The organism is Acetobacter malorum (genome assembly GCF_001580615.1).
Taxonomy (GTDB): Bacteria; Pseudomonadota; Alphaproteobacteria; order Acetobacterales; family Acetobacteraceae; genus Acetobacter; species Acetobacter malorum.
Window position 1 is genome coordinate 123,160 of record NZ_LHZC01000049.1, and the last position, 13,905, is coordinate 137,064.

The window sequence follows — 13,905 nt, forward strand, 5'->3', positions numbered from 1 at the left end:
TTCACCCATACCGGCACATGCCCAGAGCCGTCCTGAACCGGGAAGACCCGTTAGTTCTACAAATTCCGGCATGAATGAAAGGGTTGTTAACGTCCCCCTCCGGGATGGCGGTTCTGTCAGAGCTCTTTTTTGCGCACCTGCACGACCACGAGCGATCCTGATCATGCTTCCCGGTGGCGCTGGCAACATTGGTCTGGGGCTGGACGGCAGCATCCGGCACGGAAATAATTTTGTTGTGCGAACGCGGGGTCTCTGGAGCCAGCGCCACTACGCAGTCCTCATTCCAGATACACTTAATCATGCAAATCTCAGGGGACACCGCAATTCCGCATCCTATGCGCGTGTTATTGAGGATCTTCTGATTTTTGCTCATAAGGAAGGTACCTCTCCAGTTTTTCTTCTCGGCACGAGCCAGGGCGCAATCGCTGCGGCTAACGGCGCGGCTCATGCCCCACCAGACACCCTTGCTGGCGTTGTGCTGAGTGAATCTGTCTCCGTCATGGGTGGCAGCAAGGAAACTGTTTTTAACGCTCCCCTTCAGGACATCCATGCACCGGTTCTCATCGTTGCCAACCAGAATGACCGCTGCAACGTGGCCCCACCGCAGAACGCAGACCGTATTGCAGCTTCCCTAACAGGCAGTTCTGACGTGCAGGTATTAAGAGCGACGGGAGGCCTCACTCAATCGAAAAAGACGTGCGGTTCTCTTAGCCCTCATGGTTATTTTGGCATTGAAGAGGACGTCATTGCTAAAATCAGTGCGTGGATGGAGACAAAATTGAGATAAGCCTCTCAAAAGAATTACGGACTTTCCGCGTGTCGGGGCGCGAGGCGGTGACCTGCTGGAAACCCATGCGAGCATGCTTGCCACGCAATCCCAAAGCCGCAGAGCAAAAGACTGAGCATCGCCCACGGGAAAGAGGATGCCCCCCACAAATCAAGCAGAGCGCCGCCTAGCAGACCGCCCCCGGCAATGGCGCTGTTCCAGGCTACGACATTCATAGAGAGTGCCACATCTGTGCCCTCGCCTGCCGCATCCGCCAGAGCCGTCTGCAGCAATGTTGCTGCACCGCCGAACGTCAGCCCCCATATGGTAACACCTGCCCAGATGACCGCAGGAGAATTCGCTCCAACGGCAAAAGCAACGCAGACCAGTGCAAAAACTGCCAGACTGACCAAAACCGCGGCACGCAGCACGTGATCCACCAGTCGTCCTATCAGGCCGATGCCGCCAAGGGCTGCCATACCGAACACCAGCAACACAAGATCCGCCTCCCCTGCCAGCCCTGATGGCACAAGAAAAGGCACGATATAGGTGTAGAGAATATTGTGCGCGAACATCCACATCATCACGACGCCCAGCACCGATCTGACCCCGGGCGTCATCAGCACATGCCGAAAGGGAAGACGTTCCGTATGGGGCGTCCCCGGAAAATCCGGCACCGTTGCCAGCACCCAGCCAACCAGCAGAAGTGTAAAGGCCGACATCACCCCAAATGCCAGCCGCCACCCCAGCGCAGCCCCCAGCCATGTACCAGCCGGCACCCCCAGAGATAGCGCAATGGGTGTGCCCACCATGGCAATGGCCAGCGCCCGCCCCTGCTGGGGCCGAGTTACCATCCGTCGCGCATACCCCGCCAGCAATGCCCAGGCCAGACCGGCTGCAGCACCTGCACAGTAACGGGCCACAAGTGTCAGCCAATAATTTGATGAGAGCGCCGTTATGGAATTAAACATCAGAAAACCGAGGATCGCGAGAAGCAACACGGCGCGCCGTCGCCATCTTTGTGTGGCAAGCGTGAGCGGGATAGCAGCACTCAGGGACCCCACGGCATAAGCCGTCACCATCTGCCCGGCATAAGCGGCAGACACATGCAGGCCTGCGCTTATTTCCGGCAGGAGGCCGGCCGGTAGCGTCTCCGTCATGATGCACAGGAACCCGGTCATTGCGAGCGCCAGAAGACCAGCAACCGGCAGGCGGTCGTCTGAAGATAGGGAAAGACTTTCGGTCATCTGCAACTCATATAAATGGAACGGATGATACAGATATAGGGATGGCAATACGCAGGCAATGATTTTCTGCATCGCTCAAGCGGGAAGTGATTGTCCGAGGACAGATCCAGAAAATTCCATACCCTTCAATACAGATTTCACTTGCAAACTATCTTTCTCTTATTCTGTATTGACCGATACGGAATAGAGGAAAATGCGAGATGGAAAACTTTTCAGGCAAGAAAGCCTTCGTCATTGGCGGAAGTCGGGGGATTGGTGCCGCTATCGTCAGACGTCTGGCAACTGAAGGCGCATCTGTACGCTTCACATGGGCCGGTTCGCGCACAATAGCGGAAGAGCTTGCCCGTCAGACCGGGGCGGAAGCCATTCAGGCAGATGCAACTGATCGCACAGCCATTCTTGCCGCCACACGCGATGCCGGTCCTATCGACATTTTCGTCTTCAACGCAGGCATCTGCATCGCCGGAGATCCGCTCACACTTGATCCTGATGACGTTGATCGCATGATCGATATCAACATCCGTGCAGCCTATCACTGCGCGGTGGAAGCCGCCCGTTCCATGCCGAACGGTGGTCGGATCATCCTGATTGGCTCCACAAACGCCAATCGTGTTCCCTTCAAGGGGCTGGCGGCCTACAGCATGACAAAATCTGCCCTGCAAAGCATGGTGCGCGGCCTGGCACGAGACTTTGGAGAGAGGCACATCACCGTCAACGTCATTCAGCCGGGGCCAACGGATACAGATATGAATCCGGCCAATGGTCCGGAAGCCGATCTCATGCACAGCGTTATGGCGATCAAGGAACATGGTACTGCAGAGGATGTTGCAGCCTATGTCTCCTTTCTGGCCGGGCACACAGCACGCGGCATTACCGGGGCGATGCAGACCATTGACGGTGGCTTCAGCGCGTAAGGCTGGCAATCCACTTCCGGACCGCTTAGTATAGAAAATTCTTCACAAGGACGGAGACAGGACATGGCCCGCACAGGACGGCCCCGCGAGTTTGACCGGGACAAAGCGCTGGATGCCGCGCTCACGCTGTTCTGGACGCAGGGTTATGAACCAACCTCGCTCAACCAGCTTAAAACCTGCATGGGCAATATTTCGCCGGCAAGTTTTTATGCTGCGTTCGGGTCGAAGGAAGCTCTGTTCCGGGAAGTCGTGCAGCGTTATCTGGAAACCTATGGGCAAGTGATGGCGCCCCTGTGGGATGAAACGCTTGCGCCGCGTGACGCCATCGAACAGACACTCCGCCGCTCCGCTCGCATGCAGACCACCCGCTCCCATCCCACCGGCTGCCTGATTGTGCTGGGGGCTTGCAACTGCTCGCCTGAAAACGAGCCGGTGCAAACTCTCCTGGCTGCGCAGAGAGAGCGCAGTCGAAAGGGTTTTCAGGCCTGCGTGGCCCGGGCCGTAGCAGAGGGTGAACTCACTGATACGCCTGTCACCAAAACCCTGCCCACCCTGTTTGCCACCTTCCTGCACGGCATGGCCTGCGAGGCCAGAGATGGCAACAGGGCAAAGAAACTAGACGACGCCATTACGACACTCATGCAGGTCTGGGACAGCCTTGCATTGACCGCCTAAAGCCTTTCTACAGCCAGTAAAATCTCCTGACTGCCCCGTTGGCGCACAGCCTGTTGATATAATATCTGTATTGTTCGGTCCGTAATTCGTTGACGAACCGCTTTCCCCTATTTATGTATCGAATGGTCTTTAAGTCTGATCGACTCAGTCCGGCAGTCTGCCGCCTTATAAATTTCCTCAAAGGAAACCGGTCATGAACCAGAAATATGTAGCCCTTGTTACAGGTGCCAATCGTGGGATCGGTTATAGTATCGCAAAACATCTCATTGCAGCTGGCGTTGATGTGCTTGGCACCTACCTTACCAATGAAGCCGAAGCGAAAACTGCTGAAGCCACACTCAGCACCGAAAATGCAAAGCTGCGCATGCTGAAACTGGATATTTCAGACCATACCACTTTTGCGACCTTTAGCGCACAGGTCAGAAAGCTTCTTGGTGAAGAGTTCGCTCAGTCTACCTTGAAATACATTGTGCAAAACGCCGGGAATATCATTCACACCCGTTTTGATGCGGCGACACCGAAACAACTCGACAACCAGTATAACATTCACTTCAAAGGCCCGTATCTGCTGACCGTAGCGCTTCTGCCGCTACTTTGTGATGGCGGCCATATTCTCAATATCACCTCGGCGGCCACACGTTTCTACCTGCCGGATCATGGCCCTTATTCAGCCATGAAAGGCGCAACCGAAGTGATCTCACTTTACATGGCAAAAGAGCTGGGGAAACGCCGCATTACCGTTAATGCCGTAGCCCCCGGCGCCATTGCGTCTGACTTTGGCGGTGGGCTGGTACGTGACAATGCTGCGGTTAACACCAGTCTGGCAGAGATCACCCCCTTGGGGCGTGTCGGGCAACCGGATGACATTGGCGCAGCCGTTACCGCCCTTCTGTCCGACAACATGGGCTGGGTGAATGGTCAACGGATTGAAGTTACTGGTGGCCAGTCACTTTAAGACAATCCAGTGCTGATTAGGAAAAATACGATGATAGACGTTATGGCCAGCAGTATTCTCAATACCCCCATCGCCGCCGTCTGGCCCCTTATCAGAGATTTCGGGACGATCGGGACATGGTTGCCGGGAGTAAAAAGCTGCAAGATCGAAGGGAACGATCCGGGCGACCGCGTGGGTGCCATCCGATCCGTTGAGATGAGTGATGTGGGACTTATCCGCGAACAGCTTCTCGCCCTGTCCGACACCGATTATGCGGTGACATTTTCGATCATTGAATCAGCACTCCCGATCTGGAACTACCGCTCAACAATCATGCTGTTGCCTGTAACAGATGGTGACCGCACCTTTATCCGCTGGAAAGGACAGTTTGAAGCTGACCCCGACCATGCCTCCGCAATGCAGACGCGTATGCCTGTCCAGATTTACCAGCCTGCATTTGATCGTCTGGCAAGCAGGTTATCGGGCAAATAACCTGCCAGAGTTTTTTCTCAAAACAGATCACGCGCTGCTGTCGCAAAGCTGGGAGACAATGGCAAAAGAGGTGTCAGGGTAGACTGCCAAGCGTGATAGAGGTCCGCCTTGCCGGGATAAACAACTTCAGAGGGTTGGTTATCGGCATCAACTTCCTGAATCCAGCCGCCCTGTTTCCGATCAATCATGCAAAGATCAATATAATCCCAGATTGTCCGATACCATGTCTCATATCGGGCATGGCCTGTGCGTTTTAAAAGGGCTGCTGCTGCGGTAAGTGCCTCAGCCTGCACCCAATGGGGTCGGTTTTCGATTACGGGGACCAGATCATTATCAACGGTGTAAAGAAGGCCCCCCTTCCCGTTCGTGCTCCAGCCTACCGACATACCTTTTTCAAAAAGTGCAATACTGTCCGTTAGCAGCCATACCGGAGCATTCCCTTCTTCACGCAGGAAAGCAGCTTCAAGCTTAAGGAGCAAATGGGCCCATTCCACAAAATGCCCCGGCGTTAACCCATAGGGACGCAAATCATCAGCGGGCTTATCCTGATGGTATTCTGGCAAATAATGCCACTGGCGGTCATAGTGCTCTCGCACCACGTAGTTCGCTTCACGCGCCAGATCATGAATAAAGCGCTTAACGATACGCAAGGCGCGACGCCGCCAGACAGCATTCCCGGTTACATCAGCAAGGGCCATGCAGGCCTCCACTGAGTGCATGTTTGAGTTTGCGCCGCGATAATCTTCTTCATCAGACCAGGATGCAGAAAAACTCTCGCGAAAAACGCCTTCATCCTCACTCCAGAAATGCTTTTCCCACACGGACGTCGCCAAGTCCAAAAGCTGCTCAGCACCGGAGATTTGCGCCACGACAGCTGTCGAGCCCACGAGGCATACAAAGGCGTGCAGATAATTCTGCTTGCGGGTTTGCTCCGCTGTCGGGCTGCCGTTTGTCAGGCCTCCAAACCACCCTCCGTGCTCTGCATCACGCAGCGGCCCGAGAAGAGACTGCACGCCATGTTCGGCCACAGCCAGACACCCCGGCACACCACGCAGCCCCCCAATCGCGTAAGAATGCGTCATTCGCGCTGTCAACGTAGTGTCTGGCTGTGCATTAGGAACAAGTGAGCCCTTATTATCCAAAGGGCCAAACCCCACGCTCAGCCGAGAGGCTTTGGAAAAATCAAGCAGCCTTAGCCCCTGATGTTCCAGCCAGTAGCGATGGGGGGTAGAGCGCAACCAGCTTGATGCCGGCACCATCAGGGATGGCAGCATTTCAACCATTGACGATTCTTCCGCCATTGACATGCAAGGTCTGACCAGTCACGAAACTTGAGTCCTCAGACGCAAGATAAACATAAGCTGGCCCCAGCTCTGAAGGCTGACCACAGCGACCCATGGGCGTATCGGACCCCAGATCAGCCACAGCCTCTGGATCAATCGGCCCCCAGCTGGCAGGCTGGAGAGGCGTCCAGACCGGCCCCGGTGCCACAGCATTCACACGGATACCTTTGTCCGCCAACTGGAGCGCAAGGGCACGTGTAAAGCCCATCTCGGCGGCTTTTGTCGTTGTATAAGCAACCAGAGATTTATTGCCAGCAAAAGCATTAATGGAGGACGTGGAGATAATCGCAGCGCCCTTTTTCAAATGAGGCAGAGCGGCCCGGGTGATGTAAAAATAGCCGTTGATATTCACATTCATATGATGCTGCCAGACGTCATCGGTAATATCTGTCAGATCTTCACTGATGTATTGTACGCCAGCATTGTTCACGATGATATCAAGACCACCCAGTATCTTCACCGTTTCCTCAACAGCATCATTACAGAAAGAACTGCTCGCAATATCGCCAGCAATCGCAAGGGCTTTGCGCCCTTCTGCTTCAATCTGCTGCACTGTTTCCTGCGCATCTTCATGTTCATCAAGATAGAGGATGGCAACATCCGCCCCCTCTCGCGCAAAATGAAGGGCTGCCGCGCGACCAATACCGCTGTCACCCCCCGTGATAAGGGCCTTTTTACCTTCTAGCTTACCGCTTCCTTTATAGTCAGGCCGGATATGGACAGCCAAAGGCTTCATGAGTTTTTCAACGCCGGGCTGATGGGACTGGCTTTGGGCGGGGATGGTAACTGTCATGAACCTGCTCCTACTGTAACTTACGTAAAGACATTTAGTGTTAGCGAGAGGTCGGTATGAAAGTTTCATAAAAAATCATCACAATATACAAAAGTCGGACTTTTTCTTTTTTATAAAACAAGAAAAATTTACTATACCTTTTATATTGAAATTATTTATATGTGTTACAAACTTTCGCAGTAAACCAATACGGCTCTTCAGCATTATTATAAAATAATCTTAATGCTCATTCAGAAAATTAAGAATGAACTTTTCTCAGGACTGATACGTCTGAGGAAGAAAACATATCGTCTTACGATGAGGCCTGTCATTATGTCTTTTCACGACCCTGATAACGGGACCACTGGCACGCCTTCAGAAATACTCCGGCAGAGTCCTTTTTGGAAAAAACAAAGAATTATTGCCATTCCGGCCTGTAATGAAGAAGAGCATATTATTCCCTGCCTTATCGCTCTGGCAACGCAATCCTACGTTCTTCCTGATAAGGTTGTCCTGTGGCTCAACAACACCACTGACAAAACCTACGATCTGGCCCACTCCCTACAGGATAAACTTCCCTTTGCATTGGAGATTGTTCAGGTTGTCTATCATCCCCATTTAGCAAGTGCAGGAATAGCCCGCAGAGAAGCACTCGCGCATGCTGCCAGACACGCGACCCCTGATGCTCTGCTCTTTACGACTGATGCAGACGCAGAAGTCTCAAAAGACTGGATATATCGCACGCTTGAAGCTTTTGTTTGTTACTCAGTAGAAGCCGTCTTTGGCCGAGCCCTTCTCCTGCCGTCAGAAGCCGAAAAAATTCCCCTGCATCTGCATCAGGATGAACAGGCAGAGCAGGCCTATGGCGCACTGCTGGAGCAGATCACCGTAGAACTATGCCCCGAACCCCATGACCCATGGCCCCGGCATATCGAGCATTCGGGGGCCAGTATCGCTGTCACACGCCAAGCTTGGGCACAAGTTGATGGAATACCAAATGTTCCAACGGGGGAAGACCGTCAATTCTATAAAATATTAAAACAGAATGGCATTCCCGTGCGTCATGCCCCAGACGTTGTCGTTTACGTTTCGGCGCGCCTTTCAGGCCGTGCCCAAGGCGGCATGGCTGAAACTCTGGCGCGCAGGATACGCGCGCAGGACGACTATATCGACGAGGTTTTTGAGACAGTCTCCCGCCGATTACTCCGTATCCGAAAAGAGCTGGCATACCGGTTTAAAAACCAGTCTCAGCCTGCTGTGACGGAATGCCCTCCCACACGTATCCGGCGAGATGACCTTGAAAATCATGTCAAACGTGCGCAACGGGTGCTCAGATTTCTTCGCCAGACGCGCGCCCGCTGTTCTGCGAATTTAGAACGCCAGACAGTCGATCAATGCGATAGCTGCATCCCCGCACGCTAAGATCTGGTTCCCAATGCAGTGCCCGACAGGCCTCAATAAAACACTCAGAGGCCTCATTACCCGTGCATGGCGTGTCTGTCGGGCCAGTCCAGTTTACAATCAGGATACTCCCTGTTGGCGTCAGGCTCTGGGTCACCATGCCAGCAAGACGCTGAATATCGCCGACACTCAGAAAATAAAGAACTTCAGAAATCACAACGAGATCGCACCCTGACGCTGCCAAAACCGGGTAGTCCTGCGGCAGAAATGCCTTGGTGAACGTAACATGCCCCAGCCCTTCACATCGCTTCTTTGCCTTTTCAAGAGCTGTTTCTGACGCATCCACGCTCACAATACGTTTGCAGTATTGTGCAAGAGCCAACGTACTGACCCCAATTGCACACCCTAACTCCAGAGCGAAAGACACAGGACGGGTTGGGATACACTCCAGAACTTTTGCAAGTTTCTTCTGCTCGTAAAGGCTGGTTTCAAAACCCCACGGATCATCACTCTTTTGAAAGAGTGTTTCGAAAACATCTGGTTTCCAGGTTTCTTTAGTCATGAGGCTATGAAAATTTCATAGGGTTGAAGCATTTTTTCCAGCAAGTGTTCGGGTAACACAAAACCGTTCGGGTCATCTTTTACAACAAGCCCCCTCTGGCTGAGATGGGCCTCGATGGCGCGTCGTTTCTTAGGCAGAGACGCTTCAACATTCAGCCGCCATCCAGCAGGCATCTGCTCCTCAATTTCCTTTTCAGGAGGAAGCGTCAGCCCCCATACCGGATAAGCCAATATTCTGAGATCTGGCCGCAAAGCTTTAATTCTTTGCCCCATAATCCAGACTGCTTCATGGTCACAATGAGGGTCGTGACGCCATGGAACAAGAATATTTTGGCAATGATACTGCGCGGCCAGCTCCAGTATATGGCGGACAGTCTGCTCGAAAATCACTCCTGCTGTTGGAACCGCTGAATCCTGAAGGCCTGAAAAGAAAAGATGATCAGAAGGAAGACCAAGCGCATTGGCCGCATTCCGGCTTTCTTCCTGCCGGCACGAAGCAAGTCGTTCAGGGGGCCAGAGATGAGAACCGGGATGGGATGCAGAGCCATCAGAGACGATCACCACCACGGGAGGACAACCCTGTTTGATGGCAGTTGCTATAAAGCCTGCACAGCCGAGACTTTCATCATCTGGATGTGGTGACAGTATAAGAGAGGACCCCGGCGCAATTTTCTCAAAAGAGGCAACCGGAAATTTACTAAAGCTTTCAAGTATTTCCTGCACTCTCATAGGCCGTCCTCTGGCCAGTCATGGTCGAGAAACCACGCTGCGGCGTCTGTCAGCGCCTCATCCGGTGCAGGCTGGCGCAGATAGGTCATCAAATCCCGCATGACCTGCTCCACCGCTTTGCCTTTTACAAAAGCAGATAACCCCAGACTTCTCTGAACAATCGTAATCAACTCCAGAGCCGCCCTTTCAACGGCAAGGCGTGCAAGATTAACCGTCGCAACCACATCGTCAGGCTTCATCCGGGGTGCATAAGCAGCTTTAGCGGCTTGTTCGACCCACATGGCAGCCGTTTTCTGCAAAATAAGGGCCTCGCCAATCCGGTAGAGTTGATGCGGATTGGCCGCCCGCCCTCTCTCTAACAACTCTTGCCTGAAAAGGTCAACCAACCGATCCATTGCGCCTAAGGCGACGGCAGACCCGCGCCAGGCGCCTGCTGAAAATTCGGGCTGCCGTAAATAATCTCCTGTTGACCCGAGAAGATGATCTGGCGGGATGATAACATCTGTAAAATCATAGCCTCCTGTCCCACTGGCCTGCATCCCCGTTAATGTTCCCGGACCGGGCCGCCTGCGGTCGGCTTCGGTTGTTGGCGCCAGTAGCATAATGGAATGCCCTTGTGGGTTGGTCGCTGTTATCAGAGCCAGACTGACCTGCTTAACGCCGCTGGCAAATCCTTTAACGCCGGTTAGCCTGTAATGCCCATTTTCTTGCCTGATGATGACAGGTGGAGTGCCATCCGTAACCCATATCCCCGCCAATATCCCGCTTTTGAGAGTCTGGGCAAATGCACGCCGTTGCTCAGGCGTTCCGTAAAGTTCTACAAGGCGCACAACATTGACGTGCCCTTCCAGACAACGCCCTAAAGACAGATTCACATAACCCGTGCGCCGCAGAAGAGCCATAAGAACAAGCCCCCCTTCTGGTGTTCTACACAGGTCCAGACCGCCTGCGTCACGCGATAACAGCGCGTCTAATGCGCCAATCCCACGTAAGGCGTTTAGAAATTCTAAAGGGAAAACATTTTCTGCCGGGATACAGGGGGCGGCCTTCCATGTATCGAAGAGGTTTTTTAGGTCCGTTCGAAAATCAGAAAGATTTTTTACAGTAGTTTTCTCATCTGAAATTAACATCCTTCAGCATCCATCCCCACTAACGTCCACCATGCAACGTATGGGGAGAGAGGACGGATGCGGTCATGAAGAAGAATGCAGGTCACTTTATGTTGAAAACCACCCTAACGCGACGCAATGAGAACATCGAATGGAACAGACCCATAAAAATGATCCAGACCAAAAGCAGATGAACTTTTAAACGTATTTCCCCATAGAATGCTTTCCCACTCCCCACTCTCCTCCCCTTCCGGCAGAGAGAGGTGAGTTGCACCCCAACCCTTCGTATGACTTCGCAACGCGTCATCCATGGAAAGAGACAGCCCGAAGCGCGTTGCAATAACCAGCATCTTCATATCTGCCGAAACACATTGAAATGCCACAACATGATCAGCAAGTTCGCCTTGAACTGAAACTACTTCATAGCGGGGCTTTACGAAGAGCTGCGGATAATTTTCTCTGAGTTTGAGAAGTTTACAAATAAGGTGCTGTTTAATCCGTCCATCCCGCCAACTGGACGCCAATGCCGCCAGACTGTTGTCACTCTCAAGATCTTTCCCCAGACGGGAGTAATCAACAGGTCGCCTGTTATCCGGATCCACAAGACTAAAGTCCCACCCTTCCCGGCCCTGATACAAATCTGGCACCCCCGGCACTGTAAACCGTAATATAACCTGCGTGAGGCTATTCAGCGCGGCCGCCGGAGAAATACGGTCAACAAAGGCCGTGAGATCTTTAAAAAACGAGATTTTTAAAAACTGCCCTACAAATTGCTGGCAGCTTTCTTCATAACGCGTATCAGGATCTGCCCAGCTTGTTTTTAAACCTCTCTCGCGCAGAGCTTTGGTCAGATACATCTCTAACCTTTTGGGAAGGCCAGAAAACTCGCCTGTATCCACTGGCCATGCCGAAATAAGTGTCTGATAGAAAAAGAACTCATCCGCCTTACTCACAGGAGAATCTGCGCTGCCCTGCGTGTGTAAGGCTTTATTTTTTTCAAACCAGAGAGCGACAACCTCCGCCCAGTTCGCCTCAGGCTCACTGAGGACCGTAAGGCGGGCTCTGCCATCCTCCCCCCTTTTATGATCGTGTGTTGCTGTACACAGCATAGCCTGCGGATGTGACGCAAGACGGCTCAGATTTGTCTGATGAAACACCTCTATGCCTTTAGAGAAAATAGCCGGATCTGTTCCAACCTCATTCCGTGATAGCAGGCGATCATAGCGGTAGAAAGCCGTATCTTCACCAGACTTCGCAACAAGCGGGGCTGTCAGATGCACAAACATATCCTGAAAGCTTTTACCGCCCGAACCGGGCTCCGAAGCCTGGGTTAAGAGATTTTTCAAGGCCATCAGGAGAGGAATGAGGTGTGCCGGCAGTGTTTTCTTCGCGTGCTCACAGGCTGCGCTTAAATACGCACGGCTCTGTTCATTCAGGTTCGTCTCTGAAAAATAAGTCCGGTACACTGGGAAAGCTAACAGAACCTCCCGTAAGACACATGCAACAGCGTGCGGGGTAATATCCTGCTCCGACGGAAAACATTCCGTCAGGGACTGTGCCAGATCCTGAAACATTTTATAAAATGACGAATTCAGTTTTTCATCGCGTGCGGCCCTCATGACTTTGTCATAAGGATGCGGGCCTAACCGAGCCCATACGGCATTCAGCTTTTCTTCGCCTGCGGGATGATGCAGGAGCAAAGACGCCTGTTCGAGGAAATCATACCCGGTGGTCCCGCTTACGGGCCAGTTTTTCGGCAGATGCTCTCCGGATGAGAGGATTTTCTCCACAAAAATGAAGGGCGTGTTCCGTAGGTTTTCTGGCCTCTCAGGCGTCAGAGCGTTCAGTGCCTGCACCAAGTCCTGACAATACTGTGCAGGCAGCAGCAATCCATCCACATGATCAATCCGCAGGCCGTCAATCAGGCCACGCCGATAAAGCTCAAACACATAGGCATGCGTGCGGGCAAAAACCTCAGGACGTTCCATTCGCAAAGCGATAAGCGCTGTAACATCAAAAAACCGGCGCCAGTTGAGCAGATCCCCCGCATTCTGCCACCAGACAAGCTGATAATGCTGCTTTTGTAAAAGGGCCAGAAGATTGGATTTTCCTTCTACAGTCTCGGGGCTGAAGCGGCCTGTAAAAAATTCTTTTTGATCGTATGAGAGACTTTCTGGTGCGAGAGGAAAAATTTTATCTTCATATGCAATGGCAAAAGAACGTGTGTCTTCCTGATAAGAGACGCGGATTTTTTGATCTTCTAAAATGTCTCCCAACGGTTTTTCGAGGAAAGGCAGAATGATTTTATGCGTCTCCTGCTCAGCCGAAACACTCCAGTCGATATCAAAGTAATAGGCATACTGGCTGCCTCTGCCGTGCTGCAAAACATCCTGCCACCATGCGTTCTGAGGGTTTGTCGTCATGTGATTAGGCACAATATCGAGAATAAGGCCCATATCGTGCGCACGCAGCGTTTCGACCAGCGCCAGCAGTCCCTCTTCTCCGCCCCTTTCCGGGTCAATAAAATCCCAGCTTATCGTATCATACCCATGCAGGGAGCCTGATGCTGACGCTAGAAGGGGGGACGCATAAATATGGCTGATACCGAGTTTTTTCAGGTATGGAACCAACAAGATCGCATCATACAAAGTATAGTCTTTGTGGAACTGAATACGGTATGTTGCACGAAGTGATAACGTCATGGCACATCCTCCACACAGGCAACCAGAGAGAGCGCTGGCAACAGGCCTGCCGGTCTATTTTCAGATGATTCATAGAGCAGATGATATTTTTCTGAAATCTCATACTGCTTCTCAGAAAGATTTATAAACAGGGTAAGAATTTTCCTGTTATCCAGCTGCCAGCGAGCACACAGAGCACCGTGGCCTAATACGTGCACACCAGCACTCTGAACATCATGCAAATACGGGATAATCCATTCCCTGCGTAAAGCCAGAAGCTG

The 13,905-nt window shown here is 52.4% G+C and carries 14 protein-coding genes; 6 read left to right on the forward strand and 8 right to left on the reverse strand.

Features of this window, described 5'->3' with window-relative positions; translation table 11 throughout:
* The first annotated feature begins 163 nt into the window (after positions 1 to 163).
* Positions 164 to 787, forward strand: coding sequence for an alpha/beta fold hydrolase (locus tag AD930_RS08520; protein ID WP_061499471.1), 624 nt, complete (start codon positions 164 to 166; stop codon positions 785 to 787).
* 14 nt (positions 788 to 801) lie between these two features.
* Here AD930_RS08520 and AD930_RS08525 read toward each other — a convergent pair whose 3' ends face one another.
* Positions 802 to 2,013 carry an MFS transporter gene (locus AD930_RS08525; RefSeq protein ID WP_061505916.1) on the reverse strand — a complete coding sequence of 404 codons (1,212 nt, stop codon included), beginning with the start codon at positions 2,011 to 2,013 and terminating at the stop codon, positions 802 to 804.
* Between the two features lie 200 nt (positions 2,014 to 2,213).
* On the opposite strand from AD930_RS08525, the gene bdcA reads away from it, so the two are divergent.
* The 4 genes from bdcA (at position 2,214) to AD930_RS08545 (ending at position 5,028) form a co-directional block, all read left to right on the forward strand.
* Entirely contained in the window at positions 2,214 to 2,927 is a 714-nt protein-coding gene (bdcA, locus tag AD930_RS08530) for an SDR family oxidoreductase (protein WP_061505890.1), read from the forward strand.
* Positions 2,928 to 2,990: 63 nt separating this feature from the next.
* Positions 2,991 to 3,602 carry a TetR/AcrR family transcriptional regulator gene (locus AD930_RS08535; RefSeq protein WP_061505891.1) on the forward strand — a complete coding sequence of 204 codons (612 nt, stop codon included), beginning with the start codon at positions 2,991 to 2,993 and terminating at the stop codon, positions 3,600 to 3,602.
* Between the two features lie 193 nt (positions 3,603 to 3,795).
* Positions 3,796 to 4,557, forward strand: a complete 762-nt coding sequence (locus AD930_RS08540; RefSeq protein WP_061505892.1) for an SDR family NAD(P)-dependent oxidoreductase — start codon at positions 3,796 to 3,798, stop codon at positions 4,555 to 4,557.
* A 30-nt stretch (positions 4,558 to 4,587) separates the two neighbouring features.
* Positions 4,588 to 5,028 (forward strand): SRPBCC family protein, encoded by a 441-nt coding sequence (locus AD930_RS08545; protein ID WP_061505893.1) that lies wholly within the window; start codon positions 4,588 to 4,590, stop codon positions 5,026 to 5,028.
* A gap of 17 nt (positions 5,029 to 5,045) precedes the next feature.
* Here the strand turns inward: AD930_RS08545 and AD930_RS08550 are convergent, their stop codons facing one another.
* Entirely contained in the window at positions 5,046 to 6,311 is a 1,266-nt protein-coding gene (locus tag AD930_RS08550; protein WP_061505894.1) for an AGE family epimerase/isomerase, read from the reverse strand.
* Entirely contained in the window at positions 6,304 to 7,164 is an 861-nt protein-coding gene (locus AD930_RS08555) for a glucose 1-dehydrogenase (protein WP_061505895.1), read from the reverse strand. Before AD930_RS08555 ends, AD930_RS08550 begins: the two co-directional genes overlap by 8 nt.
* 312 nt (positions 7,165 to 7,476) lie before the next feature.
* On the opposite strand from AD930_RS08555, the gene AD930_RS08560 reads away from it, so the two are divergent.
* Positions 7,477 to 8,565, forward strand: a complete 1,089-nt coding sequence (locus AD930_RS08560) for a glycosyltransferase (protein WP_061505896.1) — start codon at positions 7,477 to 7,479, stop codon at positions 8,563 to 8,565.
* On the opposite strand, the gene AD930_RS08565 is transcribed toward AD930_RS08560, so the two are convergent.
* From AD930_RS08565 to AD930_RS08585, 5 genes are all read right to left on the reverse strand, one after another.
* On the reverse strand, positions 8,474 to 9,106 hold the full coding sequence (locus AD930_RS08565; protein WP_061505897.1) for a class I SAM-dependent DNA methyltransferase: 633 nt from the start codon (positions 9,104 to 9,106) through the stop codon (positions 8,474 to 8,476). The genes AD930_RS08560 and AD930_RS08565 overlap by 92 nt on opposite strands.
* Complete coding sequence (locus AD930_RS08570; protein ID WP_082781779.1) at positions 9,103 to 9,834, reverse strand: PIG-L deacetylase family protein; 732 nt, start codon at positions 9,832 to 9,834, stop codon at positions 9,103 to 9,105. Before AD930_RS08570 ends, AD930_RS08565 begins: the two co-directional genes overlap by 4 nt.
* Positions 9,831 to 10,964 carry an acyl-CoA dehydrogenase family protein gene (locus tag AD930_RS08575; RefSeq protein WP_061505899.1) on the reverse strand — a complete coding sequence of 378 codons (1,134 nt, stop codon included), beginning with the start codon at positions 10,962 to 10,964 and terminating at the stop codon, positions 9,831 to 9,833. Before AD930_RS08575 ends, AD930_RS08570 begins: the two co-directional genes overlap by 4 nt.
* Before the next feature lie 104 nt (positions 10,965 to 11,068).
* Entirely contained in the window at positions 11,069 to 13,645 is a 2,577-nt protein-coding gene (gene treY / locus AD930_RS08580; RefSeq protein WP_061505900.1) for a malto-oligosyltrehalose synthase, read from the reverse strand.
* The coding region (locus AD930_RS08585) for a DUF3459 domain-containing protein (RefSeq protein WP_156476943.1) at positions 13,642 to 13,905 on the reverse strand (264 nt) is incomplete at its 5' end. The genes AD930_RS08585 and treY, both read right to left, overlap by 4 nt.